20 protein-coding genes, 6 tRNA genes and 1 pseudogene are annotated in these 25,666 nt (G+C 52.8%); 24 read left to right on the top strand and 3 right to left on the bottom strand.

Annotated elements, in window-relative coordinates; genetic code table 11:
- Positions 1-142: 142 nt before the first annotated feature.
- Together rplJ and rplL are read left to right on the top strand one after the other, a co-directional pair.
- Positions 143-700, top strand: coding sequence for a 50S ribosomal protein L10 (rplJ, locus tag C6362_RS03455; protein ID WP_014015369.1), 558 nt, complete (start codon positions 143-145; stop codon positions 698-700).
- 58 nt (positions 701-758) lie between these two features.
- Complete coding sequence (rplL, locus tag C6362_RS03450; RefSeq protein ID WP_014015368.1) at positions 759-1,127, top strand: 50S ribosomal protein L7/L12; 369 nt, start codon at positions 759-761, stop codon at positions 1,125-1,127.
- Between the two features lie 268 nt (positions 1,128-1,395).
- Here rplL and C6362_RS03445 read toward each other — a convergent pair.
- A pseudogene (locus C6362_RS03445) lies at positions 1,396-1,866 on the bottom strand (transposase); the annotation flags it as partial.
- Between the two features lie 554 nt (positions 1,867-2,420).
- On the opposite strand from C6362_RS03445, the gene C6362_RS03440 reads away from it, so the two are divergent.
- The 3 genes from C6362_RS03440 (at position 2,421) to C6362_RS03430 (ending at position 9,237) form a co-directional block, all read left to right on the top strand.
- Positions 2,421-2,675, top strand: a complete 255-nt coding sequence (locus C6362_RS03440) for a hypothetical protein (protein ID WP_041647075.1) — start codon at positions 2,421-2,423, stop codon at positions 2,673-2,675.
- Between the two features lie 116 nt (positions 2,676-2,791).
- Positions 2,792-4,246 (top strand): ATP-binding protein, encoded by a 1,455-nt coding sequence (locus tag C6362_RS03435; protein ID WP_014015366.1) that lies wholly within the window; start codon positions 2,792-2,794, stop codon positions 4,244-4,246.
- A 317-nt stretch (positions 4,247-4,563) separates the two neighbouring features.
- Positions 4,564-9,237: an EAL domain-containing protein gene (locus C6362_RS03430; protein WP_158698588.1), complete on the top strand. Its 4,674-nt coding sequence runs from the start codon at positions 4,564-4,566 to the stop codon at positions 9,235-9,237.
- Here the strand turns inward: C6362_RS03430 and C6362_RS03425 are convergent.
- Together C6362_RS03425 and C6362_RS03420 are read right to left on the bottom strand one after the other, a co-directional pair.
- Positions 9,228-9,779 carry a biotin transporter BioY gene (locus tag C6362_RS03425; RefSeq protein WP_014015364.1) on the bottom strand — a complete coding sequence of 184 codons (552 nt, stop codon included), beginning with the start codon at positions 9,777-9,779 and terminating at the stop codon, positions 9,228-9,230. The genes C6362_RS03430 and C6362_RS03425 overlap by 10 nt on opposite strands.
- Before the next feature lie 100 nt (positions 9,780-9,879).
- On the bottom strand, positions 9,880-10,707 hold the full coding sequence (locus C6362_RS03420) for a pyridoxamine kinase (RefSeq protein WP_014015363.1): 828 nt from the start codon (positions 10,705-10,707) through the stop codon (positions 9,880-9,882).
- A gap of 180 nt (positions 10,708-10,887) precedes the next feature.
- On the opposite strand from C6362_RS03420, the gene C6362_RS03415 reads away from it, so the two are divergent.
- From C6362_RS03415 to C6362_RS03325, 19 genes are all read left to right on the top strand, one after another.
- The gene (locus C6362_RS03415; RefSeq protein WP_014015362.1) at positions 10,888-11,343 is read left to right on the top strand and encodes an NUDIX hydrolase; all 456 of its coding nucleotides are present in this window, start codon (positions 10,888-10,890) and stop codon (positions 11,341-11,343) included.
- A gap of 8 nt (positions 11,344-11,351) precedes the next feature.
- Entirely contained in the window at positions 11,352-12,821 is a 1,470-nt protein-coding gene (locus C6362_RS03410) for an aminotransferase class I/II-fold pyridoxal phosphate-dependent enzyme (protein WP_014015361.1), read from the top strand.
- On the top strand, positions 12,811-13,479 hold the full coding sequence (locus tag C6362_RS03405; RefSeq protein WP_014015360.1) for a dTMP kinase: 669 nt from the start codon (positions 12,811-12,813) through the stop codon (positions 13,477-13,479). Before C6362_RS03410 ends, C6362_RS03405 begins: the two co-directional genes overlap by 11 nt.
- A 57-nt stretch (positions 13,480-13,536) precedes the next feature.
- Complete coding sequence (locus C6362_RS03400) at positions 13,537-14,523, top strand: DNA polymerase III subunit (protein WP_014015359.1); 987 nt, start codon at positions 13,537-13,539, stop codon at positions 14,521-14,523.
- Positions 14,523-15,368: a PSP1 domain-containing protein gene (locus C6362_RS03395; RefSeq protein WP_014015358.1), complete on the top strand. Its 846-nt coding sequence runs from the start codon at positions 14,523-14,525 to the stop codon at positions 15,366-15,368. The genes C6362_RS03400 and C6362_RS03395 overlap by 1 nt, the downstream gene beginning before the upstream one ends.
- Complete coding sequence (locus C6362_RS03390) at positions 15,358-16,092, top strand: tRNA1(Val) (adenine(37)-N6)-methyltransferase (protein WP_014015357.1); 735 nt, start codon at positions 15,358-15,360, stop codon at positions 16,090-16,092. Before C6362_RS03395 ends, C6362_RS03390 begins: the two co-directional genes overlap by 11 nt.
- Positions 16,093-16,154: 62 nt before the next feature.
- On the top strand, positions 16,155-16,997 hold the full coding sequence (gene rsmI / locus C6362_RS03385; protein ID WP_014015356.1) for a 16S rRNA (cytidine(1402)-2'-O)-methyltransferase: 843 nt from the start codon (positions 16,155-16,157) through the stop codon (positions 16,995-16,997).
- A 36-nt stretch (positions 16,998-17,033) separates the two neighbouring features.
- On the top strand, positions 17,034-18,971 hold the full coding sequence (gene metG / locus C6362_RS03380; protein ID WP_014015355.1) for a methionine--tRNA ligase: 1,938 nt from the start codon (positions 17,034-17,036) through the stop codon (positions 18,969-18,971).
- Positions 18,971-19,738 carry a TatD family hydrolase gene (locus tag C6362_RS03375; RefSeq protein WP_014015354.1) on the top strand — a complete coding sequence of 256 codons (768 nt, stop codon included), beginning with the start codon at positions 18,971-18,973 and terminating at the stop codon, positions 19,736-19,738. Before metG ends, C6362_RS03375 begins: the two co-directional genes overlap by 1 nt.
- A 141-nt stretch (positions 19,739-19,879) precedes the next feature.
- Positions 19,880-20,149, top strand: a complete 270-nt coding sequence (locus tag C6362_RS03370; RefSeq protein WP_014015353.1) for a TIGR04076 family protein — start codon at positions 19,880-19,882, stop codon at positions 20,147-20,149.
- Positions 20,150-20,314: 165 nt separating this feature from the next.
- Positions 20,315-20,389 (top strand) — tRNA-Gly (locus tag C6362_RS03365).
- A 5-nt stretch (positions 20,390-20,394) separates the two neighbouring features.
- A tRNA-Asn gene (locus tag C6362_RS03360) sits at positions 20,395-20,470 on the top strand.
- A 3-nt stretch (positions 20,471-20,473) separates the two neighbouring features.
- Positions 20,474-20,548: transfer RNA gene (locus tag C6362_RS03355), tRNA-Gln, on the top strand.
- A gap of 4 nt (positions 20,549-20,552) precedes the next feature.
- Positions 20,553-20,628, top strand: a tRNA-Lys gene (locus C6362_RS03350).
- Between the two features lie 15 nt (positions 20,629-20,643).
- Positions 20,644-20,719 (top strand) — tRNA-Glu (locus C6362_RS03345).
- A gap of 3 nt (positions 20,720-20,722) precedes the next feature.
- A tRNA-Val gene (locus C6362_RS03340) sits at positions 20,723-20,798 on the top strand.
- A 369-nt stretch (positions 20,799-21,167) separates the two neighbouring features.
- Complete coding sequence (locus C6362_RS03335; protein WP_014015352.1) at positions 21,168-22,412, top strand: hexokinase family protein; 1,245 nt, start codon at positions 21,168-21,170, stop codon at positions 22,410-22,412.
- A 146-nt stretch (positions 22,413-22,558) separates the two neighbouring features.
- Positions 22,559-23,347, top strand: coding sequence for a MurR/RpiR family transcriptional regulator (locus tag C6362_RS03330; RefSeq protein WP_014015351.1), 789 nt, complete (start codon positions 22,559-22,561; stop codon positions 23,345-23,347).
- A gap of 151 nt (positions 23,348-23,498) precedes the next feature.
- Complete coding sequence (locus C6362_RS03325; protein WP_014015350.1) at positions 23,499-25,661, top strand: alpha-glucoside-specific PTS transporter subunit IIBC; 2,163 nt, start codon at positions 23,499-23,501, stop codon at positions 25,659-25,661.
- Positions 25,662-25,666: the final 5 nt, after the last annotated feature.

Genomic DNA, 25,666 nt, shown 5'->3' with positions numbered 1-25,666 from the left:
TATAATGGACGTATGTCCGCCATCTGAGGCTATGAAACTAGCAGATATCTGACTTTGACTAGTTCGGCCTCGTGGTTTCCATGAGGCCGTTTTTGATTGCTAAGACGATATAAATCCCAGTTCAAGGAGGTGTATCGAACTCATGTCCACATATGCAAATCATCCGGTTTCTCCGGCAAAAGCCGCTGTCGTTGAAGAAATGAAAGAAAAACTGCAGTCCGCTCAGGGCGCTGTTTTCGTTGGTTTCTCCGGCCTCACCGTAGCTGATGTCACGAAACTTCGCCGTAAGTTCCGCGAAGGCGGTGTTGAATACAAAGTCATCAAAAACACGTTGACCCGTATCGCCGCTGACGAACTCGGCTATAACGCATTAGATGCAATTCTCGAAGGCCCGACAGCTCTCGCATTTTCCGCAGAAGACGCTGTAGCTCCGGCTAAGATCCTCAAAGAATTCATCAAAGAAACAAAGACCGAAGCTTTGACTGTAAAAGCAGGCTTAGTTGATGGTCAGGTCATTGATGTTGCAGCTGTTGACGCTCTGGCAAGCTTGCCGAGCCGCGAAGAACTCCTCGCAAAATTGGTTGGCAGCATGCAGGCTCCTATCTCTGGCCTTGTCAACGTACTCCAGGGCAATATCCGCAACATGGTTTATGTGCTTGACGCTGTACGCGCTAAAAAAGCAGAACAGGAAACTGCTTAATTAGCTTACATAACTAAAAAATTAAACTCAAAAATTGATACTATGGAGGTATTTCAAAATGACTAAAGAAGAAATCATGGAAGCCATTGAAAATATGACTGTTCTCGAACTTTCCGAACTCGTAAAAGCTATGGAAGACAAATTCGGCGTTTCCGCTGCTGCTCCGGTTGCTGTTGCTGCTGCTCCGGCTGCTGGCGCTGCTGCTGCTGAAGAAAAATCCGAATTTGACGTCATTCTCCAGTCTGCTGGCGACAAAAAAATCGGCGTTATCAAAGTTGTCCGTGAAGTTACCGGCCTCGGCTTGAAAGACGCTAAAGCTCTCGTTGACGGCGCTCCGAAAGCTGTTAAAGAAGGCGTTGCTAAAGCTGACGCTGAAGCTCTCAAAGCTAAACTCGAAGAAGCTGGCGCTACTGTCGAACTCAAATAATTTCCTTTGTGAAATTACAAAAGCTGCTGCACAATCGTGCGGCAGCTTTTTTTATAAATTTGAATTCAGATGCGACTGTGCCGCGTAAGCCTCCCCTAATAAGGGCGACTATCAAAATAATTCACGGCCGGTGTAGGGGACGCCGATAGTGTCAAGATTCTTTCGCAAATTCATTTCATCCGCCAGTAAATATCGTAATCAGATATATGGATTTTCCTCGTCATTTGGCTGCTCAATTTCCCTCTTGAATAGATGCTCCATGTTCATAATACGGATATTCCCCCGTTAAAGGACGCTGACGCCATTCCTCGATGTGCTTGTATGCCTTCTGGTTGAGATTGCTGATGATGCCAGAGGAGACCTTTATGCCCCAAAGCAATTCGGTGATATCTTCGACACGGCGCACGGATACGCCGGCCAGGTACATCTCAATAAGGGCTTCCTCGACAGAGCATTCACGGCGTTTATAGCGCTCGATGATGGCCGTTTCAAACTGGATGCCCTTGAGCTTCGGTACGCGTAATCTGACTTCGCCGGAAGTCGTGCCAAAATTCCGCTCGTAATGACCGGAACGGTAGCCCTTACGGTCTCCCGTTCGCTCATACTTGCCAGTGCGGACGAGTTCATCCGCCTCGTGGTCGAGCAGGGCGTTCAGTGTTTCCTCTACACTGTTGCGTACAAGATCCTTTAAATTATTCTTTATAAGATCCTCATTAAGTTGTATAATATTACCAAACATGGTCTATTGCCTCCTTACGAATTTTGTGTGGTAACTTAATTGTACTAGCGGCAATAGACTATGTCTATTTTTTATGAAATTGAATTTGCGAAATATATTTTACCTTATTCCGATTAGGGACGCCCCTACGAACGGGCTGCGCCACGTGAATTGTTAAAAATCTCATATAGGTAATATCAAATAATTCACGGCCGAAGGTCTTGTGCTGTAGGGGACGCCGTGTGGGCGTCCCGCGCGAATTCTGTGCATAGCCTGATTTTTGAAATTTTTAGCATAGTTTTTAAAAAGTATTTTGTCTATCAATTCATAGAATGATTTGTCCCTCCACTGTTTTATCGGCTTATGCAAAAGCCTCAGAAAATTCGAATCCTTGGCAAGAGGCTTTCAATCCTTAATGTTTGATTACCCAATTATGTGGGATAAATTGGATTTGTGCAATAACCGATTTAAACAAACTATTTTACCTCCCTAATGAGGCAAATATCAAGTTCTGATGGAACCCCTGTTGGTGATAAGCAATGCCCTGCAAGAGATAGTTGTTATGAATATAGAGTTTGAAAAAATATGCCCAGGGCGAAAAATTTATCGTAGAAGCAGAGGCACACGATTGCATCACACCAGAGAACAAACTTGATTGGACTTGGTGGGACAATGTAACGAATAAAACAGAATACATCGGTGCATCACTTTGTATGGATTGTTTTCAAAAAGTCTTTAAAGACGCCTTGCCGGAAGCAACAAAGGAACGAATTATGAAAGAAGCTTCAAGAACCAGTGAAGATAATCCGGGTACTAGTTATCTTTGGTAAAAATAATATGAGTGTCTATGTGACAAGCCCCCTGCACTAGCGGTACGGGGGCCTTGCTTTATTGTCGGAAATTTTATAATCTGCTACAATGAGTCTGAGAGGAGGCGGCAATAGGGATGGAAAAAGATTCATTGCTTCAAGGGGAGTCTAAAAACATAGAATATAAGGAAATGGTTCCGGAAGACAGCCAGAAATATATGAAATCTGTTGTTGCCTTTGCTAATGGAGATGGCGGGCGGATTGTATTTGGTATTGAAGACGGAACGATGCAGGTTGTTGGTATTCCCCAGAGCGACCTTTTTCGACTGATGGATGCTATTACTAGTGCGGTTACGGATAGCTGTGCGCCGATGATTATTCCGGATCTTTTTATTCAGGAAGTAAAGGGAAAATCGCTTATCATTTTGGAGATTGCGCCAGGAATGCAGCGCCCGTATTATATCAAAAAGAAGGGGCTTGTGAAAGGAACCTATATCCGGACGGCTGGAACAACGCGTCCTGCGGATCAGGCAATGCTGCAGGAATTGCTTTTAGAAGGGAAAAATAAATTTTTCGATCAACAACCGATTCCGAATCTGAAAGTGAAGCAAGCTGATGTGGCAGCATTATGCCATTCGATGAGAGAAACGGCTAAAAAAAATGCAGCATCAGATTTCCAGCGTCAAGAAATCAAAGAGTTGACGGTCAATCAGCTCATTTCGTGGGGCGTTTTGCTTGAACATAAAGGCCAGCTTATACCAACCTATGCATATGCGATGCTGACACATCAGGCTGGGTATCCTCCAGTTGTTCAATGTGCTGTGTTTAAAACGGAAGATAGAGCCGTTTTTATCGATAAACGGGAAATTAATGCACCGATTCAGGAACAAGTGGAAAAAGCATATCAGTACGTGCTTGAAAAAATCAACATGGGTGCTAGATTTCAGGGAGTCTATCGACAGGATATTTATGAACTGCCTCCGGATAGTATCCGTGAATTAATTGCCAATGCACTTGTACATCGTAATTATTTGGAGCCGGGATCCATTCAGATTGCTCTTTTTTCAGATCGATTGGAAGTTACTTCTCCAGGCGGCCTGATGCGCGGTGTAACGCCTGAAAAAATGAAAGAAGGATTTTCAAAGATTCGCAACCGGGCCTTGGCCAATGCTTTTGCTTACATGAATCTGATTGAAAAGTGGGGCAGTGGCTTTCCGCGTATTTTGCGGGATTGCCGTGATTATGGGCTGAGGGAACCGGAAATTCTTGATTTTGATGGCGATTTGCGGGTAAACTTGTATCGAAAAACTGACCAAACACCAAAAACTGACCAAACTACTGACCAAACCGCTAACCAAACTAAAAACACTGACCAAACTGGAACGAATCTGCCTGTAACATTAAATGATAAGGAAGAAGCTATTTTAGCATATATCCAAAAGAAACCAGACAGCACGCAATCGGAAATTGCGATGGCCACGTCGCTGTCCCTTGGTACTATAAAATATCATACGAAGAAGCTGCAGGAAAAAGGCTATCTAAAACGCATGGGAACGCACCGTAAAGGATACTGGTCAGTGATACTCAAATGATACTATTTTTTTTTAAAACTGCGAAAATGAGGCTGATTTTGAAAAAATGATGCTTTAAAAATGGCTTAGTGAAGCCATTCTCATTTTGGGGAAAAGCCGAGGGAGTAGAACTCAAATAATTTCCTTTGTGAAATTAGCAGACCTGTGTACGATTCCGTACACAGGTCTTTTTTTTATGTCAAAAACGGACTAAACAATTCACCTAAGTACTAAAAACTTAAATGGGCTTATGCTATAATTAATTTATAATTTGTAAACGATAATTATAGTATTTGTAATGACGATAGAGGACGTGATTTGTTATGGGAATAGGGGAGATGCGAGCAGAGCTACATCGCTATTACGACCGGTTGACGTCAGGTATCTGCCTGATCGGGATGGAACCGGGAGAGCCTATTTTATTTGTCAATAAAGGGATGCTGAAGATTTACCATTGTACTGATGAAGCGGATTTTTACCGCTTTACCGGGAAGCGGCTGCAGGGCATGGTCGATGCCGAGGACTATTATCCTATCGCCCATATGGCCGGCTCGGACCAGACTGGTTTTGTGACTTTCCGCTTCCGCACGCGGGATGACCACTTTCGCCGGGCCGAAGGTTCGGCCAGTGTTATTTCCTTCGAGGATGGGACGAAGGCCTGGCTGCTGCAGATCATCAGCAGTGAACTAAAAGGCAGCAGCGCCCAGAACGATCCACTGACGGGGCTGCTCGGTATGCGCCTGTTCTTTAGGAAAGCCTTGATGGTGGCTCGGCAGGAAAGTCCTAAAGGCCGTCTGTCATTATATTGCCCGACTTATTTCAACCTTACGAACTTCCGCCTTTATAATTCACTCCATGGCTTGGCTGCTGGCGACCATTGCCTCAAATACATCGCCTCTGTGCTGCAGCAGTCTTTTCCGGATGCCTTGATTTCGCATCTCTCTGCCGACGGGTTCGCGGTATTGGCGATGAAGAAAGATTTATTCCAGACTATAGAAGTCGTTTGCAGCCGCGTCAATGCCTATATCAATAATTCCAACATCGTCTTGAAGGCTGGCGTCTGCCTGTTGGAAAAAGACGACATTTATATCGTGCGCCATACTTTTGATATGGCTAAAATCGCCTGTGATACAATCAAAACCGATGCTACGCGCTGTTGGGCCGTCTATACGCGGGATATGGGCGAAGCCTTGGAAAAGCGGGCTTTCGTCCTGGAAAATTTCAATGCCGCTTTGGAAAAGGGGCATATCAAGGTCTATTATCAGCCCGTCGTCCGGACCATGACTGGGAAAATCTGCGGTGTTGAAGCCCTAGCCCGTTGGGAAGATCCTGTCTACGGCCGGCTCACGCCGAATGTCTTCATTCCCGTCCTGGAACAGGCTCGGCTCATTCATAAATTGGATTGCTATGTTCTCAATCAGGTAGCCAAACAGCTTCATTACCGGCTGGCCAATAAACAGCCTGTCCTGCCGGTGTCAATCAATTTATCGCGCCATGATTTCAACCTTATGGACCCTTTTAGGATGGTTGAAAATGTCATATCCCGCTATGACCTGCAGCGGGACTATATCCGCATCGAAGTGACGGAAACGGCGCTGGTCAAAGAGAAGCATAACTTGATTCAGACCTTGCGGCAGTTTCAGCGGTCTGGCTATCAGGTCTGGCTCGATGACTTCGGCAGTGCCTATTCGTCGCTCAACGTCCTGCATAACTATCATTTCGATGAACTCAAGATCGACATGGCCTTTTTGCGCAATTTCAATGAAAAGAGCCGCCGCATCCTCAAGGCTATCGTCCTCATGGCCAAGGAACTGGGTGTCCATACCCTGGCTGAAGGAGCAGAAACGAAGGCCCAAGTCGACTTTTTGAAGGCCATTGGTTGTGAAAAGATACAGGGCTATTATTGGGGACAGCCCATGTCTTATGAAGACATACAGATCTTTTGTGAGAACTATGAGTACGGCCAGGAAACGCGGCGGGAAGAATCGGTCTATGATAAGGCTGGCCTCATCAATGTCGTGACCGATGTCCCTGTGGCTATCTTTCACTATGATGGGAAACAGGTCGTCGTGCTGTCAGCCAATCAGGCTTTCCGCCAGATTATTCGCCAAGCTTTGCCAGCCTATAATGGGAAAGACCTGCCCTTGCGGATTGAGAACCTTTCTTTCCGCCAGCGGTTGCAGCCTTGCTTGGAGGAACTCATTGTATCCAGTCAGGAACAGGTCGTGACCTATATCGAGGAAGATCACTATTTGCAGCTTCATCTGGGGCTAATCGGCGGGACCCAGGGCCGTTATCTGTGCCGCGCCTGGATTTATAACATTGCTGATGCCAGAGAAGATAAGGAAGCCCATCGCATTGATTATTTACTGCGCAACATCCTCCAACTCTATAAGGGCTTGTATTATCTGAATCCCCAGGACGATACCTTTGAAGTTATCAAGACGGTGATGCCCAACTGGGCCCAAGGGCAGGCCCAGAAGGGTATCCTCCGTCTGCTGACCGATTATGCGACCCGCTTCGTCCATGATGACGACAGGAAACGTTTTTTAGCATTCCTCGATTTCGACAATGTACGCCGCCAGGCCGGCAAGTCGCAGACGAATAGCACGGGCAGTGTCTTCCGCATCAAGCAAGCTGACGGCAGCTATCGCTGGACAGTCTATTTAGCTATGCTCCTGCGCAACGGCGGCCGGCAAGGGGTTCTACTGTGCTGCCGCGATGATATATGGGAAACGGCACGGGACCGCAAGAGCTTACTGCCGATACTGGCTACCTCTTTGGGCCTCCATGAACTGGAACCGGTCCGGCAGCCTTATTTCCGTATCCTGCGGGAACTGTGTCAGGCCATGATTCGTTATTCGGATATCAAATTCTTCTGGAAAGACCGAAAACGGCGTTTTGCTGGCGTTAGTCAGGCTTTCCTCGATTATTACGGCTTAAAAGATGAAAAAAGCCTCATCGGGAAAACCGATGAGGATATTGGCTGGCATATCCAGGGGAAAAAGTATGAAGAGGCCGAATGGGCTGTCCTTGAAAAAGGCGAGGTCACGCACTGTGTTGTCGGAGAATGTCTCGTCCAAGGCCGACCGCATCGAATTGCCGCTACCAAATTTCCTATCTATCGCGGGAGACGTATTATCGGATTGCTGGGGTATTTTGAAGATTTAGAGTATGCCGATGCCCGTCAGGCGCGGCTCCGGCAGAGAAGTTTTGTCGACGACGTGACGGGACTGCTCAATTTCCGGGGACTCTTGCAGGCGGCAGATGAGTACGGCGAGAAATATCGGCGCTATGGTCGGGATTATACGTGTGTACTCCTCGAAGTGCCTGCATATGAAGCGCTTTTTCAGGAGTATGGCGATGAAGTGGGACAGAAGTTGCTGCAGGCCATTACACAGCAGCTGATGGCCTTCCATACTTTAAATGAAACGTTGGCCCATTTGAGCGGTAGCCGTTTTTGTTGCATTATCCCGAAGACCATAGATGACGATTTCCGGAATAAAATGCTGAGTCTCGTCGATGCCATCCATGGCATTACGAATATTGGCGACTACAGCTGTACTCTTTATTTACAATACGCCGTGGCTCAAGGGTCGGAGGGCCAGGATTTCGATGAGGTCATGATGCTTTTGCGGAAACGCTTGAATGAAGTGAATGAACAGCAGTATGGACAAGCTATCTATATCGGCGACCGCCTGGTCTTCGATAAGGAAAAATTTGATAAGCTCGATGAAGAAGTATCCATTATCGCTCCGGATACGTATGAACTGGTCTATGTTAATGAATACATGCAGAAGAGCTATGGCCTTTCCAATACCTATAGCTGGGTCGGTGAAAAGTGCTATAAGATCCTGGCCGGCCTCGATGCGCCTTGTCAGGACTGCATCAATGGCCAGCTGCGCCGCGACTGTTTTTATACGACGACGCGCCGTAATCGCAAGACCAGGCAGAACTTGCTCATGCGGGCGACGCTCATTCCCTGGCAAGGGAAGAATTACCGCTTTTCTATGGCCGTAAATATCGATCCGTATATCAGCCATGATTTGGCTGAAAATAATGTCATTTTCCGCGAAGTCATGGCCAATGAGGTCATTGCTATCGGCATGCGCGAAGCCAATCCGGATGTAGGTTTGCAGAAGATGTTGGAAAAAATAGGTCACAGCTTGCAGGCCGAACGGGTTTTGATTTTTGAAGAACAGGGAAGCCAGGTCAGTGCAACCTATGAATGGCATCAGGAAAACTTGCAGCCCGTCGCTCGTACGGTTCAGCACATTCCCATTAATTCCCTGCGGCCCCTCTATGATACGTTCGATACGAAACAGATGGCTATTATTGAAGATGCACCGGAATTCATACGGACGCATCCTGGTTTCCATCCCTATATCCCCGACTGCCGCCGTCTCGTATCGGGCCATCTGACCCAGTCGGGCAAGTCCTTGGGATTTACGGAAGTCATTAATCCGTCGGCGCTGGCCTTCAAATCAGCAGGTCTCCTGTTGTCGACGCTGACCTTGTTCTTGGCCATCATGTTGCGCAACCGCGATATTTTCCGTTCCCTCGAGAGCATCAGCACGACAGACCAGCTGACCGGCGTCGGTAATCGCCGGGGCTTTGCGGAATATCGCCAGACGTTACCTGACGGGATTTCCCTGGCCTTCATCTTCGGCGATCTCAATGGCCTCAAGCAGATCAATGATACTCAAGGCCATGAAGTCGGCGACCAGCTCATCCGCCAAGCTGCTCAAATCATGAAGAACCTGACTGGTGACATCGCCGTATTTCGCATGGGTGGCGACGAATTCATTATCGTCGCTAAGGATGCCGATGAAGCGCAGGCCCAGCGGCTCGTCAACGACCTGCGTGCCCGCTACCGTTCCAGTGGTATCAGCATGGCTTTAGGCTATATCGTGTGCCAGACGCCTATCGCCAACATTGACGACGTATTATCTCAGGTAGACAAGAAAATGTATGCCGATAAAGAACGGATTTACGGCCGGCGTCATCCCTGAGTGCCTTTGAGGCCCAAGGCCAGCAGCGGTCGTGCCAAAGCGGCAGCACAGAGGCTCTTGACGATATCCAAGGGAATAAACGGGACGACGCCGCTCATGATGGCGGCTTCCCACGGCATGCCTGTAACGCCTTTGAGCTGCAGGACACCGCCTAGATAGATGACCGGGATGCCGATGACGACGGCTACCAGGGCGTAGCGCCGGAAACTATAGTCCTTCCCTTTGAACCAGGACATGAGGAAGACCGCAGCGACGTAGGCCCAGATGTAGCCACCTGTCGGGCCGAACATCTTGCCAGGTCCGGCCGTACCGCCTGTGAAGACGGGGACGCCGATGAGGCCGATGCCGATATAGGCTAGCATGGTGATGGCTGCGTCTTTCGGCGGCAGCAGGAAGGCGACCAGGTTGACGACGAGCGTCTGCAAGGCTATCGGCGACTGGGAAAAAGGCAGGGGGATGATTAAATACGCGGAGATACAGTTCATAGCAATCAGTAAGGCGATACGCGTCAAGCGCATCGTCTTTTCTCTGGAATCGGACATGATAAAAGCGCTCCTTTGCTTACGGATTTCCTACGTATTATAGCAAAAAAGCGCTTGTGAGGTCAACTTTATGTATAGTTATATTGGTTAACAATAGGGACTAGAACAACTTCTTTAAGCAAGGTTCGACCTGGACGCCTTCGCGGGGATCGCTGCCGGACTGATAGGTATAGCTGATGGCGTAGTTCAGGAACTGCGTGGCCTTTTTGACACTGTCGTGCAGGGACTGGCCTTGGAGCAGGGAGCCTGTGAGAACGCTGGTGAACAGGTCGCCCGTGCCGCAGGTGCTAAAGGGGATGCGGTCGACCGTACATTCGTCAAAAGAGGATGTCTGGGCATCATAGCTGACGACGGTGATTGTTTCGCTGCCGGACGGGACGCTGGTGATGATGATTTGATGCGGCCCCATGGCGGCCAGCTGCTGGCAGAGTTCGAGCATGGTTTTCATGGATGGGATATCTTGGTCATAAGGACGGCCCGTCAACAAGGTCGCTTCGGTGTAATTCGGCGTAATGATAGTCGCTTTGGCAATGAGTTTGCGCATTTCCGTGACAATATCCGGCTTGAAGACTGGGTAAAGTTTGCCGTCATCGGCCATGGCCGGGTCGACAATGACGAGCGTATCGTCTTTGGCGAAACGGGAAATGGCATCGAGAACGATGGCTATCTGGCCGGCGTCGGCGAGGAAACCGCTGTAAATAGCATCATAGGAATAGCCCAGTTTCTGCCATTTATCCATAAATTCCGTCATGTGCGGCGTGAAATCAGAGAAGGTGTAGTCGCCATAGGTCAGGTTATTGCTGAAAATAGCTGTCGGGAACGGGCAGACCTGGAAGCCCATGGCCGAAATGACCGGGATGGCAGCTGTCAGGGAGCAGCGGCCGAAGGAACACATATCGTGAATTGCAAGGACGCGTTTTGTAGCCATAGAGAAAACCTCCTAAAAATAAACTGTACCATCATTTTACCCGATAACATGGGCCATGTAAATAAGACAGATTGCAGCGATTCTGTCCTGCCAGTTCGATTCTCCCGGGGCCGTAAATATGGTATAATTAAATTTATATTATTTGTTGCAATGAATTTGTTGAGATAGGAGACTGGGGTTATGGCGCAAGAAGCGAATGTATTGATGGGGTTGAGTGTCAAAGCGATGATTTTCCACGAAGGGAAGCTGCTGTTGTTGCAGAAGAACGATGCCGAAGGGCTGCATCATTGGGAATTTCCCGGCGGCGGCCTGCGTTTCACGGAAGACTTTGAAGCCGGCCTTCGCCGGGAAGTACGGGAGGAAACGGGCCTTTCTATCACCTTGGAGGCTCCGGCCGGTATCTGGAGCTATCAGAAGAAAGACGGCCAGTTCCTGAACGGCGTCATCTTCACGGCTATGGCCGATACGGATAAAGTGTCCCTGTCCGAAGAACACCTGGCCTATCGCTGGGTCACGCCGGAAGAACTGCCGTCGTACCGCCTGCACGGGTCGCTGCAGCGCTCGCTGAAACAGATGAAACAGTTCTCGTATGAAAAGAGCCACGCCTTGCTGCGCGGTTTCCTTTCGGCTATATGAGGTGCCCTATGGACAGGAAGAAACAGGAACGGGCGCCTTTTGTCGAAGCCCTGGAAGGGTACTGCCAGCAGCACCTGAAGGCCTATCATACGCCGGGACACAAATTGGGACAGGGCATTTCCGCCTATCAGGCCAGCCTCTTTGGCGATGCCCTGCGGCGGGATTTGGGCGTCATGTATGCCCTGGATGACTTATTCCAGCCGGGAGGAGCCCTGAAGGAAGCCATGGACCTGGCAGCTGACCTCTATGGTGCCGGGCGGACTTTCTTTTCCATCAACGGCACGACGGCCTGTATCGAAGCCATGATCCTGGCTGTCTGCGGCGATGGCGATGAAATCCTCATTCCCCGCGAGGCCCATAAGAGCGTCATCAATGGCCTGGTCTTGAGCGGCGCCGTCCCGGTCTACCTGGAAAGCCGCTTCGATGCGGTCCGGCAAGTGTCGCTGGGACCGGACCTGGACAGCTTGAAGAAAGCCGTTGCAGCCCATCCCCGGGCGAAAGCCGCCGTCTTCACCTATCCGACCTACGATGGCATCGCCGGCAACCTGAAGGCACTGGCAGCCTATGCTCATGAACAAGGCCTGTATGTCCTCGTCGACGAAGCTCATGGCGCCCATCTGGGCTTCCACGGGGATTTGCCGGCAGAAGCCCTGGCCTGCGGTGCCGACTGCGTCGCCCAGAGCACCCATAAGATGGCCGGTTCCCTGACCCAGACGTCGATGCTGCACTGCCGCAAGGACTTTCCCCTGACGGACCGCGTCGCCGCGTCGATGGCTGTCGTCCAGTCGACGAGCCCCCATTACTGGTTCCTGGCTTCCCTGGACAGCGCCCGCCAGCAGCTGGCTCTGGAAGGCCCCAGTCTCATTGGCCGGGCCCTCGAACTGGCCCGGTCGGTGCGGGATGCCATCCGTGCGATTCCCGGACTGACCGTTTTTGGACGGGAAATCATCGACGGAAAAGTCGTCAGCGGCTTCGATGAAACGAAGATTACCATCGACTTTTCCGGCATCGGCCTCGACGGCGTGACGGCTGAACGGGCCTTGCGTCAGCAGGGCCTCGAAGTGGAACTCATCGCTGGCAATCACGTCCTGGCCCTGATTACTCTGGGCGATACGGAAGAAACGGCCCAGGCCCTGGTCGAGGCCTGCCGGACGATTGCCCAAGGCCGCCGTCTCTGCCCGGCCGGAACGGTCCGGGAACAGGCCCTGCCGGCGCCGCAGGTCGTCATGGCGCCGCGCCAGGCCTGGAACTGCCCCGTAGAAGCCGTGCCTTTCACTGAGGCACGCGGCCGCATCGCCGTGGAAAATGTGACCTTTTATCCGCCAGGCATCCCGGTCCTGACTTTAGGCGAAGAAATTACGGCAGCCTGCCAGGACTATATCCGCCAAAAGATGGCCCATGGCTATAAGCCGAACGGCCCGGCCGATGGAACCTTGGCGACGATCCGCGTCTTGAAGGAGGAGTTCCATGAAAGGTAAATTATTCATCATCGAAGGCGGCGACGGCAGCGGCAAGGCGACGCAGACCCGGCTGCTGACGGAACACTTGCAGTGCGACGGCTATGACGTGAAATCCGTCAGCTATCCCGACTATGACAGCGATTCCAGCGCCCTGGTCAAGATGTACCTGCGCGGCGATTTCGGCAGCGATGCCGACGCCGTCAATCCCTATGCGGCGTCGGCCTTTTTTGCCGTCGACCGCTTCGCATCGTATCAGATGAAATGGAAGGCTTTTTATGAACAAGGCGGTATCGTCATTGCCGACCGCTATACGACGAGTAACATGCTCTATCAGATGATTAAGATCGACGACCCGGACCAGCGCCGGGCCTATCTGTCCTGGCTGGAAGACTTTGAGTTCCATAAAATGGGCCTGCCTGCCCCGGATAAGGTCTTCCTGCTCGACGTTCCCCTGGCCGTCACGGAACGGCTCATGGCGGACCGGACAGGCAAGACCGGCGGACAGACCGGCGATATCCACGAAAAGAACGAGGGCTTCCTGGCCAAATGCCATGCCGCCTATGACGAACTGGCTGAACGCTATCACTGGCAGCGCATCGCCTGCACAAAAGACGGGGCCATGCGCACGCCCGAGGCCATCCATCAAGACTTATACCGATTCCTATTTACTTTATAAGGGATTTTTTTTATAATTAATTGTTAAGGTATTTTATTGGCGTAAGGGGGACGACTCATGGACAGGACGCTGTTTGATCCGATTATCGGCCACGGCCGTTTGAAAGAACAGTTCGCCCGCCTCATCGACGAAGACCGCGTCCCGCACGCCATGATTTTCGCCGGTCCCGCCGGTGTCGGCAAGACGATGATGGCCATAGCCGTTGCGTCGGCCCTGGTCGGCCGCCGGGTCTTTCCCGACCTGGCCAGCCGTGAAGGCGAAGCCGTTGCCGGTGATAAGGACGATGCCTTCTATCTGGCTCCCCTGGGGGCCATGCTGAAAGTAGACCAGTTCCGCCAGCTCCAGGGTGAACTGGCCTTGCAGGGCGAAGCCGGCCATCGCCGGGTCTGTATCATCGACCATGTGGAAACGATGAATACGGAATTTGCCAACCGCATGCTGAAAATCTTGGAAGAGCCGCCGTCGGGAGTCTGCTTTATCTTGATTACAGACCAGCCCGATTTACTGCTGCCGACGATCATTTCCCGCTGTGCCCGCTTCACTTTCGATCCGGTCAGCGACGAGGAGATGCGCCAGGGCCTGCGGCGCCTGAAAGGCGACGGCGGGAATTGGGAAGAAGCCATCCTCTGGGGTGGCGGCATCGTCCGGACCGTCTTGTCCTATCTTGAGGGACAGGGGACGGATAAGGCCCATTTTGCCCTGGACTTCTTGACGATTACGGCGAAACACGCCTGCCCCTATGCCAAATGGCTGGCCGTATCGGCGGTGCTGACGGATACGGAAACGACGGAGATCCTCGGCTGGATCAGCCTTTTTCTCCGCGATATGGCAGTCCTGCGCAGCGGAGCCGGCCGGGACTATATACGTTTAAAAGGATATATCCATGAAATGACAGAATTACTGCCGTATTGGACGGATGACGCCGTCTTTGGCCTGTCCCAGGTCCTCGATGAAGGCCTGGAAGCGGTGTCGCGCCACGTCAACGTCCGCCTCGTCTGGGATTATGTATGCATCCGGGCGATACGGCTCAGAGGAGGATTTTAATGATCGTTGTAGGTGTACGTTTTAAACCTGCCGGAAAGATATACTATTTCGACCCCGCCACTATCGAACTCAAACTGGATGACGGCGTCATCGTCGAAACGGCACGGGGCATGGAATTTGGCCATGTCGTCATTGCGCCGCGCAGTGTCGATTCGTCGGAGGTGGTCCAGCCGCTGAAGCCGATTATCCGCAAGGCGACGGCTAAGGATTTCCGCCAGGTAGAAAAGAATAAGGAACGGGAAAAGAAGGCCTTCGGCATCTGCCTGGCGAAGATTGCCAAGCATAAGCTGCCCATGAAGCTCATCGATGTCGACTATACCTTCGATATGGGCAAGATCATCTTTTTCTTCACGGCTGACGGCCGCATCGACTTCCGCGAACTCGTCCGCGACTTGGCCTCGGTCTTCCGCACGCGCATCGAACTGCGCCAGATCGGCCTGCGCGATGAAGCCAAGATGATCGGCGGCATCGGCTGCTGCGGCCGGCCCCTGTGCTGTGCCACCTTCCTGGGCGACTTCAAGCCCGTTTCCATCCGCATGGCCAAGGGCCAGGGCATGTCCCTCAATCCGACCAAGATTTCCGGGATCTGCGGCCGCCTCATGTGCTGCCTGCGCTATGAAAACCAGCTCTATACGTCAGGGGAACTGAAGTGCTGCAACTGCCAGCAGAAGTGCAGCGAACAGCAGAAGCCGCCGGCTGTGGGCAAACGGGTCATGACCGATGAAGGCGTCGGTACGGTCCTGCGGGTCCACATGAAAGACCATACAGTCAAGGTCCAGCTCGAATCGGGGCACAATATCAATGTCCCCTGGTCGGACGTCGGGGAAACAGAACATGAACATTGAGTTAGGCCCGCACGAACGGTTGGACGACCTGGTCCTGGACGGCATGAAGGTCATCCAGCGCGATGACCAATTCTGCTTTTCCCTGGATACGGTCCTCTTGGCCCATTTCGGTACCGTACCCCACGGTCCGGCTCTGGACTTGGGAACGGGGACGGCGGCTATCCCCCTCATCTTGACGGCTCGCGGCGCAAAGAAGCTGACGGCAGTGGAATTTAATCCTGTCATGGCCGATATTGCCCGCCGCAATGTGGCCCTCAATGGCCGGGACGACCGTATTGCCATCGTTGAAGGCGATTACCGCCGTATTCGCGAATGGGCGGAAAGCGGTGCTTTTGCCGCTGTTTACGCTAATCCGCCGTACCGCGAAAAGAGCCGCGGCGCCTATAGCGACGTCGACGGCATCCGCCGGGCCTGCCATGAAGAGACGGCGACCCTCGGCGACGTCCTCGATGCCGTGAAGTATGCCCTGAAATATCACGGCCGTTTCCGTATGGTCCATATCACGGAACGCCTGGCCGATATCCTGGAAGCCATGCGCGCCCACGATATCGAACCGAAAGTCCTGCAGATGGTCCATGGCCGGCCTGATAAGAAGGCAAAGCTCTTCCTCATCGAGGGCATCCGCGGCGGCAGTAAGGGGCTGGATGTCCTGCCGCCGCTCATCGTCCACAACCCGGACGGAAGCTACAGCGACGCCGTGAATAAGCTGTACGGGAAGCTGTAGGGGCGCCCATGTGGGGCGCCCGCTTGTGGGAATCCCATGTTCATGATTTTGGAGGAGAAACAATGCCAGAAATTTTTCAAAAAGGGACGCTCTATCTTTGCCCGACGCCGATTGGCAATCTCGAGGACATTACGTACCGCACGGTCCGCTGTCTCCGTGAAGCCGACCTCATTGCGGCAGAAGATACGCGTCACACGAAGCAGCTGCTCATGGCGTATGATATCGACACGCCCTTGACCAGCTATCATGAACATAATAAGGCAGAAAAAGGGCCGCAACTCATTGAAAAATTGAAAGACGGCTTGATGATCGCGCTGGTCAGCGATGCCGGTATGCCGGCTATCTGTGACCCTGGCAGCGATATGGTCCGCCTGGCTCTGGAAGCCGATCTGCCTATCGTACCCCTTCCCGGAGCCAATGCCGGTCTGACCGGCCTCATTGCGTCCGGTATGGATACGACGCGCTTTACCTTCGTCGGCTTCCTGCCGAAGACCCAGAAACACCGCCTGCCCGTCCTGGAATCGGTGAAATCGTACGAGGGTACGCTCATCTTTTATGAAGCGCCTCACCGCATCCAGCAGGTCCTCGGCGAAATGATCGAAGTCCTGGGCGACCGCCGGGCCGTCCTCTGCCGGGAACTGACCAAGCGGTACGAGCAGTACCTGCGCGGCAGTCTCAGCCAGCTGCGGGCCGACCTGGCCGCACAAGGGACCCGCGGTGAATTTGTCATCCTCGTCGAAGGGGCAGCGGCTGTGGAAAGGGCTGCTTCCGGCGACGTCGATTACGCGTCCCTGGTCCGGGAACTGATGGAACAGGGCGTCGATAAAAAAGAGGCTATCCGGACTGTCGCCAGACGGTGCGGCGTGCCCAAACGTAGTGTATACCAGGCTGCGCTTAGTTTATAACACCCGGCTCATTTGCCGGTATAGGAGGAAAATCCCATGTCTGAAAAAAGAAAGTATTACATTACAACACCTATTTACTATCCAAGTGCCAAACTTCACATCGGGCACACGTACTGCACGACCATTGCCGACTCGCTGGCACGGTTCCACCGCCTGCGCGGCGACGACGTCTTTTTCCTGACCGGCTCTGATGAACACGGCCAGAAAATCCAGCGTGCAGCCGAAGCAAAAGGCGTAAAACCGATTGAATACGTCGACGAAATCGTCGCCCTCTTCCAGCAGCTCTGGAAAAAACTTAATATCTCCAATGATGACTTCATCCGCACGACGGAAAAACGCCATGAAAAAGTCGTCCAGGCTTTGATGCAGAAATCCTACGACAACGGCGATATCTACAAAGGCGAATACAAGGGCTGGTACTGTACGCCGTGCGAAACGTTCTGGCCGGAGAACAAGCTGCCTGAAGGCAAACACGTCTGCCCGGACTGCGGCCGTCCTCTGGAACTCGTTTCCGAAGAAGCCTATTTCCTGAAAATGAATAAATACGCCGACCGCTGGCTGAAATTCATCGACGAAAACCCGGACTTCATCCAGCCGGAATCGCGGCGCAATGAAATGATTTCCTTCGTCAAGAGCGGCCTGGAAGACCTCTGTGTATCCCGTACGTCCTTCGATTGGGGCATCAAGGTTCCCTGGGACCCGAAACACGTCGTCTACGTCTGGTTCGACGCCCTGGTCAACTACGTCACGGCCGCCGGCTATCTCGATGACCCGGAAAAATTCAAGAAATTCTGGCCGGCTGACCTGCACCTGGTCGGCAAGGAAATCGTCCGCTTCCACAGCATCATCTGGCCGATCATGCTCATGAGCTGCGGCCTGCCTTTGCCGAAGAAAGTCTTCGGTCACGGCTGGCTCATCGTCGACGGTACCAAGATGAGTAAGTCCCTGGGCAACGTCGTCGACCCGATTCCCCTCATCGACCGCTATGGTGCCGATGCCCTCCGTTACTACCTGCTGAAGGAAATCCGTCTCGGCCAGGATGGCAACTTCTCGTTGCCGTCGTTCATCAATCGCATCAATTCTGACCTGGCCAACGACTTGGGCAACCTCTTGCAGCGCACCCTGGCCATGGTCGAAAAATACGAAGGCGGCGTCGCTGCCGGTCCGACCGTGAAAGAACCCGTCGATGACGACTTGGCAGCGTGTGCTGTGGAAACGGCCAAACGCTTTGAAACGTACATGGACGACATGAAGATCAACGACGCCATCAACGACGTCTGGGCCCTCATCCGCCGCAGCAACAAATACATCGACGAAACGACGCCGTGGGTCCTGGCCAAAGACGAAGCCAAAGCCCAGCGCCTGCAGACGGTCCTGTACAATCTCCTGGAAGCACAGCGCATCATCGCCACTTTAGTCAGCCCCTTCATCCCGGCCAGCGCCGAAGAAATGTGGCAGCAGCTCGGCCTCGGCGACTTCAAGGACGCTGATTTGGCGTCTGCTCAGGAATGGGGCCGCTATCCGGCAGATACGAAAGTCTGCAAAGGCCGCGCTCTCTTCCCGCGCTATGACTTGAAGGAAGAAGTGGCTGAAGCGGAAGAAGAAAAGAAAGCCGCTCAGGCCTGCCCGGCTGCCAAAGAACCGACGAAGCCGGAAATCACGATTGACGATTTCGCCAAGAGTGACCTCCGCGTCGGCAAAATCGTAGCCTGTGAAAAAGTAAAGAAGGCGAAGAAACTCCTGAAACTGCAGATCGACCTCGGTACGGAAACGCGCCAGATCGTCAGCGGCATTTCCCTGTACTACAAGCCGGAAGACCTCATCGGCCACTGCGTCATCGTCGTCACCAACTTGAAACCGGTCAAACTCTGCGGCGTCGAATCGAAAGGCATGCTCCTGGCCGCTTCTGACGGCAATGATAACCTCCAGGTCGCTTTCGTCGACGGCATGGCACCGGGAAGCCGGGTCCGCTGATGCTCTTCGATACCCATTGCCACGTCAATGACGGTGCCTACGCAGAAGACCGTCCGGCCGTATTCGACCGGGCGGCCGCTGCCGGCGTGGGCCTCATGCTCTGCCCGGCGACGGATATGGAAACTTCAGCTCAGTGCATCGCCATGGCCAGGGAACACGATGGCCTCTATGCGGCCGTCGGTATCCATCCCGAAGAAGCGGCCAAGGCCCAGGACGGCGATGTCGAAAAGCTGCGTCAATGGATACGGGCGGAAGAAAAAGTCGTTGCCGTCGGCGAAGTCGGTCTGGATTATCACTGGCCCGAACCGGCCCGGGATATCCAGCAGGCCGTCTTCATCGACATGGTCAAGCTGGCTGTCGAACTCGACGTGCCCATCATCATCCATGACCGCGAAGCCCATGGCGATACGCTGGATATCCTGCGCCAGTACGGCAAGGGCCTTCGCGGCGTCTTCCACTGCTATTCGGGCAGCTTGGAAATGACGGACGAACTGCTGCGCATGGGCTTCTATTTCGGCTTCGACGGGCCCTTGACCTATCCGAACTCCAAGCGGGCCAAGCGCGTCGCCGCCCACCTGCCCTTGGAGCGCATGCTCATCGAAACGGACTGTCCGTACTTGACGCCCCAGGCCCATCGCGGCCAGCGAAACGAACCGGCCTACGTTCATTACGTCGCCGAAGAAATCGCCGCCCTGCGGGGCCTCGACGCCGCCGAAGTAGCGCGTGTAACCACGGAAAATGCCAAGCGGCTCTTTGGGATTCCATAACCTGCCATACTCGTAGGAATCGAAGCTACGTTTGTAGGGGCTTACACGTGGTAAGCCCTACCATGTGAAATAGAGTTGCCGCACGAAGGTCAATGGCTTAATGCGACAACTTCCGCTTACTTGTCCATAAAGGAGAACACCATGTCACGAGGGAAACGACCAGCTATCCAGCTCACGATTATTGGAAAACTGGGGACTATGGGCTGCCATCGCGGCCATCACATCGGGGAGACGTTTGATTATGATACGGACCGGGGAAAAATCTGCCCCATGGCTCTGCACTGTGCCTTTCCTTATGTCGATATCTTGCGCTATGGCGGCCAGCTTCCGGGCCAGCCCGAAGGCGAAGCCGAATTCTGCTGCTCCGATGCCGACGTAGCCCTGGTTTTCAAGGCAAAAATCATAGAATGATTGATGTTTTAAGTTTGAAGTTTGATGTGGTAGGCATATATTTAAACCCATCTACATCAAACATCAAACTTCTCACATCAAACTTAAAAAAATGTAAAAAATCTCTTGACAAAATACTGTGGATTTGGTATTATAATCAAGTCTTCTGAAACAGACAGCATACATGCGGAAGTAGCTCAGTGGTAGAGCATCACCTTGCCAAGGTGGGGGTCGCGAGTTCGAGTCTCGTTTTCCGCTCCATTTATTCCTCAATAGCTCAGTTGGTAGAGCAATCGGCTGTTAACCGATTTGTCGTAGGTTCGAGTCCTACTTGAGGAGCCATACAGGGGTGTCGCCAAGCGGTAAGGCAACGGACTCTGACTCCGTCATCCGTAGGTTCGAATCCTACTACCCCTGCCATTATGATCCACTAGCTCAGTTGGCAGAGCACCTGACTTTTAATCAGGGTGTCCCGAGTTCGAATCTCGGGTGGATCACCACATTCCACATTACGTGGCCCCTTGGTCAAGCGGTCTAAGACATCGCCCTTTCACGGCGAGAACATGGGTTCAAATCCCGTAGGGGTCACCACTTGGGCGATTAGCTCAGCTGGGAGAGCGCCTGCCTTACAAGCAGGATGTCAGCAGTTCGATCCTGTTATCGCCCACCAAACTCTATTCAAGGAACTGGAGCATGAAGGTTTTTACCATCGTGCACGGTTCCTTTTTATTTATATTAGTTTGAGGTTTGATGTATGAGGTTTGATGCGATAGCTTTAAATTTAAAACCATCCACATCAAACATCAAACTTTCAACTTCAAACTCAAAAAAGAGGATGTCGCATTATGCGGTTTTTCGGTTTTTGCTTAATGCGATATCCTCTTTTTGCGCGCAGCGCCTGTACCAATATCCATATTTTGTACTACCATCCATTGTCGTGTCGCGGAACCGAAAGTCTGTAAAGGCATTGTCTTTACGGGCTTTTTTCATTATCATGGGAGTATAGATGTTTTTGCGTACAGACAGGAGGCCGATAATTATGGCAGACACGATAAAAAATTGGGAATCAATGAGACAGGCTTTGCAGCTATCCGGCGCGGAACTGCGGGAACTAGCACAGCACTTCCGGAAGGACGCTGAAGACGCCTTGGCCGGGAAGTCGAGTTCCCTTTCTGCCCTGCGCACCTATCTGGGCTTGCCGACGGGACGGGAAATGGGGACGTTCTTAGCCCTGGATTTCGGCGGTACCAATGTCCGGGCTTCGCGCATCCGCCTTATGGGAGAACAGGGCTTTGTCGTAGAACGTAAGGTGGCCAAACCCTTGAAATGTGCCGACTATGACTATACCTGTTCATCGACGACGGCAGAAGAACTCTTCGATTTCATCGCCGCCATCGTCAAAGAAGCGGCTGATGGCAATCAGGACTATAAATTGGGCTTTACCTTTTCTTTTGCTGTTGACCAGACGTCAGCTAAGGATGCCCGTCTCATCGCCTGGTCTAAGGAAATCGCCGTTCCCGGCGTCGCTGGCAAGCCCATCAACGGCCTGCTGAAAGAAGCCCTGGTCCGGGCCGGCCTGGACCGCATCGAACCGGTGGCCCTGCTCAACGATACGACGGCGACCCTGTTATCTTCTGTTTATCAGCATAACCCGTCGCATATCGGCATCGTCTGCGGCACGGGTTTCAACATGTGTTATTATGAACCGGCCCTGCAGATGATCGTCAACCTGGAAGCGGCCGGCTTCGATGGCGCCCCGGCGACAGTCTGGGACCGCCTCGTCGATGAAGCGTCCCAGCAGCCTGGAGACCATCCCTTTGAAAAGATGATTGGCGGCCGGTATTTGAGCGAAGTCTGCCGTGCCGTCTTTGGTGAATACCTTAAAAAGGCGATTCCTGAGTTCACGACGCGCGATATGAACGAACTCATTTCCGGTCAGAAGACGGCCGAAGCTATCCTGGGATTTGCCGTCAGTGAGGAAGAACAAGAATGGCTCTGTGCCCTGGTTCGGGCTGTCTTTGCCCGGGCAGCCCGGCTCATCGGGGCGGCCAGCTTCGGGATCCTCAGCCACCTGGCTCAGGGGAAGGGGGTTACGGAACAGTCCATCGCCATCGAAGGCAGCCTGGTCGAAAAGATCAAAGGGGTGCCGTCCCTCATCGAAGATGCTATCTGCATCTTCTGCATGGCACCGACTGAAAATACCCGCATCCATGTAGCCCCCAACAGCAACGGTGCGTCCGTAGGAGCCGCCATCGCTGCGGCGCTTTCGTGCTACAAACTTTGAAAAAGGCCCTGCATGATGGGCCGCCTTTTTCTGTACACAGCCCCCTACCGGCTTGACGTTCCTCCCGGGATTCCTTATAATGAAACTATAGCCCGGCCCCTGCGGAGTTTTCCGCCGGGGCCTGTTTCGTGAAGGGGGAACCAGCCATGCAACTTGCCGAACTCATCAACGCCCATCGCCAGAAACTCAACAATACGGATATGGGAATCTGGAAGTACATTTTGCAGCACCGCGCTGCCGTCCGCCACAGCTCGATTCATGAGCTGGCCAAGGCCTGTCACGTTTCGACGACGACGATCGTCCGCTTTGCCCAGAAACTGGACCTCGACGGCTTTGGCGAATTTAAGATGCTCCTCAAGCGGGAAGAACCGGAAGGGTCCTGCTATGATGCGAATGTCATGGATGAACTCCATCGCTTCTATGAGCAGACCGTGGACAAGCTCTGCAGCCGCAACTTCGATAATGCCAGTGCCCTCGTCCATGAGGCCAACCGGATTTTTACCTATGCGTCAGGCTACGTCCAGAATAATGTCGTCCAGGAATTGAAACGCCTGTTTTTCTACGACAATGTCATGCTCTACGACGTGCCGGCGCGGGAAGAATTTCGCAATCTCATCCGGACCATGACCAAAGACGACTTATTCATCATCGTTTCCTTTTCCGGCGAATCGCCGGCTGTCAAGGAATTGGCCCAGGCTTTGAAATTACGGGATATTCCCTTTATTTCCATTACCCGCTTGCATGACAATACCCTGGCGTCGTTGTCGACGGTCAATTTTTACGTTTCACCGGCCCGGTTCCAGCTCTATGATAAGGAGGATGACCACGTCGCTTTCCAGTCCATGATGCCCTACTTCATCCTGGCTGAAATCTGGTATGTGAAATATTGTATGTATCTGCACCACTTAAAACAAGGAAAAGAGGCTTCCCGATAGGCTGTACTAAAGTACAGGAAATGTACCAGGTTACAGGCCGGGGGCCACGTGCCAGAACGCCGCGAATCTATTGTATTCGCGGCGTTTTTTGTATATCCTGTTACTAACGATAATCTTATGTACTTTGTTTCACAAACGGGAGGAATTGCATATGTCATTCAACAAAGACCGTGTGATGCAGGAATTGCAGCGTTTTGGCGGCGCTATGTACACACCGGTCATCTTATTCGCCTTCTTCGGGCTGACCGTCGCCTTGTCGATCATCTTCAGCAACACGGGTCTCTTCGGCAGCCTGGCAGAAAAAGGGACTCTCTGGTACGATTTCTGGTACGTCGTCCAGCAGGGGGCCTGGACGGTCTTCAATCAGATGCCGATCCTCTTTGCCATCGCCGTTCCCATTGGCTTTGCCAAGAAGGAACAGGCCCGCTGCGCCATGGAAGGCTTCGTCATCTACATGGTCTTCAACTATTTCATCGCCGGTATCCTGACCCTGCACGGCAGTTACTTCGGCGTCGATTACAGTCAGGACGCCGGTGCCGGTACGGGACTGGCCATGATTGCCAACATCAAGACCCTGGACATGGGCATGCTCGGCGCTATCTTCATCGCCTGCATCTCGGCGTACTTGCATAACCGTTTTTATGATACAGAAATCCCGGACTGGCTCGGCATCTTCAAGGGCCCGGCCTTCGTCGTCGCTGTCGGTTTCCTGGTCATGCTGCCCATGGCGCTCCTCTTCTGCTACATCTGGCCGCCCATCCAGCACGGCATCGAACAGTTCCAGTTCTTCCTCAAGACCAGCGGCATCTTCGGCGTCTGGGCGTACACCTTCTCGGAACGCATCCTCTTGCCGGCCGGTCTGCACCACTTCATCTATCTGCCCTTCATCTACGGCCCGGCTGTCTGCGACGGTGGCATCCAGGCGTACTGGCTGCAGCACCTCAATGACTTCGCCACCAGTGCTCATTCCCTGCGGGACCTGTTCCCCCAAGGCGGCTTTGCCCTTCACGGCAGTGCCAAAGTCTTCGGCCTGCCTGGCGCAGCCCTGGCCATGTACTATTGTGCCAAACCGGAAAAGCGCAAGAAAGTCGCTACCCTGCTCATTCCGGCTACGATTACAGCCGTCCTCTGCGGCATTACCGAACCGATTGAATTTACCTTCTTGTTCGTCGCCCCGATCCTCTATGTCGTCCATGCCGTCTTAGCGGCTACCTTGTCGGCGACGCTCTATTTCATCGGCCTGTCGGGCAACTTCGGCGGCGGCCTCATCGACTGCTTCGTCCAGAACTGGATTCCCTTGTTCCGCTATCATGCCTGGACGTACATTTTACAGATTGCCATCGGCCTCGGATTCACGGCTATTTACTTCGTCGTCTTCCGCTTCCTCATCCTTCACTTCGATTTGCCTACGCCGGGCCGTACCGACGATGGCGGCGAAGATAAATTGTTCACCAAAGCGGAATATAAAGCCAAGAAAGAAATGGAAAAGAAAGGCATTGCCGGCGGCGCCGATGCCCTGAAAGCGCAGGTCTTCCTCGACTGCCTCGGCGGCCCGGACAACATCCGCGAAGTCACTAACTGTGCGACCCGCCTGCGCGTCACGGTCAACGACCCGGATAAAGTCGCTGCGACCAGCAAGTTCACCAATGCCGGTGCCTTCGGTCTGGTCAAGAACGGTCATGCCATCCAGGTCATCGTCGGCTTGTCCGTCCCCAATGTCCGCGGCCACTTCGATGCCCTCATGAAAGGGGAAATGCCGGCAGTCGCAGAAAGTACAGTTCCGGAAACGAAAGAAGCCCCGGCAGAAAAAACGGCCGCTCCGGCTGCTGAAGCCGTCGTTTCCGTCGATGAAGACGACCGTTCCATGAAGCTGAAAGCCTTCGTTTCCGGCGACCTCGTCGATATCAGCGAAGTGCCGGACGATGCCTTCTCCCAGAAGATGATGGGTGACGGCGTGGCTATCAAACCGTCGAGCGACACCGTCGTTGCACCGGCTGATGCGACCGTTTCTATGATCATGGAAAGCTCGCTCCACGCTATTGGTCTGGAACTGAGCAACGGCGCCGAAGTCCTCATCCATATCGGCCTGGATACGGTCAACATGAATGGTGAAGGTTTCACCCTGCTGACTCAGCAGGACGCCCAGGTCAAAGCTGGCGACCCCTTGATCCGCTTCGACCGCGATGCCATTGCCAAAGCCGGTTATGACGATATCGTCATCATGGCCGTCACCAACTCGACAGAATATCCGCAGATGAAGAAAGAAGCGGACCAGCCTGTCGTCGCCGGCGAAACACCGATTGTCATTTTCTAGGAGGT

The sequence above is a fragment of the Megasphaera elsdenii DSM 20460 genome (genome assembly GCF_003010495.1).
GTDB lineage: Bacteria > Bacillota > Negativicutes > Veillonellales > Megasphaeraceae > Megasphaera > Megasphaera elsdenii.
This window is presented reverse-complemented; position numbering and strand designations above follow the sequence as displayed.

Bases quoted from the DNA above. Each gene is read 5' to 3' on its own strand.
- rsmI (WP_014015356.1), top strand. From the start codon at position 16,155: ATGCCAGAAATTTTTCAAAAAGGGACGCTCTATCTTTGCCCGACGCCG.
- C6362_RS03400 (WP_014015359.1), top strand. From the start codon at position 13,537: ATGGACAGGACGCTGTTTGATCCGATTATCGGCCACGGCCGTTTGAAA.
- C6362_RS03410 (WP_014015361.1), top strand. From the start codon at position 11,352: ATGGACAGGAAGAAACAGGAACGGGCGCCTTTTGTCGAAGCCCTGGAA.
- C6362_RS03335 (WP_014015352.1), top strand. From the start codon at position 21,168: ATGGCAGACACGATAAAAAATTGGGAATCAATGAGACAGGCTTTGCAG.
- C6362_RS03390 (WP_014015357.1), top strand. From the start codon at position 15,358: ATGAACATTGAGTTAGGCCCGCACGAACGGTTGGACGACCTGGTCCTG.
- C6362_RS03435 (WP_014015366.1), top strand. From the start codon at position 2,792: ATGGAAAAAGATTCATTGCTTCAAGGGGAGTCTAAAAACATAGAATAT.
- rplJ (WP_014015369.1), top strand. From the start codon at position 143: ATGTCCACATATGCAAATCATCCGGTTTCTCCGGCAAAAGCCGCTGTC.
- C6362_RS03415 (WP_014015362.1), top strand. From the start codon at position 10,888: ATGGCGCAAGAAGCGAATGTATTGATGGGGTTGAGTGTCAAAGCGATG.
- C6362_RS03370 (WP_014015353.1), top strand. From the start codon at position 19,880: ATGTCACGAGGGAAACGACCAGCTATCCAGCTCACGATTATTGGAAAA.
- C6362_RS03330 (WP_014015351.1), top strand. From the start codon at position 22,559: ATGCAACTTGCCGAACTCATCAACGCCCATCGCCAGAAACTCAACAAT.
- C6362_RS03395 (WP_014015358.1), top strand. From the start codon at position 14,523: ATGATCGTTGTAGGTGTACGTTTTAAACCTGCCGGAAAGATATACTAT.
- metG (WP_014015355.1), top strand. From the start codon at position 17,034: ATGTCTGAAAAAAGAAAGTATTACATTACAACACCTATTTACTATCCA.
- C6362_RS03425 (WP_014015364.1), bottom strand. From the start codon at position 9,779: ATGTCCGATTCCAGAGAAAAGACGATGCGCTTGACGCGTATCGCCTTA.
- C6362_RS03325 (WP_014015350.1), top strand. From the start codon at position 23,499: ATGTCATTCAACAAAGACCGTGTGATGCAGGAATTGCAGCGTTTTGGC.
- C6362_RS03430 (WP_158698588.1), top strand. From the start codon at position 4,564: ATGCGAGCAGAGCTACATCGCTATTACGACCGGTTGACGTCAGGTATC.
- C6362_RS03420 (WP_014015363.1), bottom strand. From the start codon at position 10,707: ATGGCTACAAAACGCGTCCTTGCAATTCACGATATGTGTTCCTTCGGC.
- C6362_RS03405 (WP_014015360.1), top strand. From the start codon at position 12,811: ATGAAAGGTAAATTATTCATCATCGAAGGCGGCGACGGCAGCGGCAAG.
- C6362_RS03375 (WP_014015354.1), top strand. From the start codon at position 18,971: ATGCTCTTCGATACCCATTGCCACGTCAATGACGGTGCCTACGCAGAA.
- rplL (WP_014015368.1), top strand. From the start codon at position 759: ATGACTAAAGAAGAAATCATGGAAGCCATTGAAAATATGACTGTTCTC.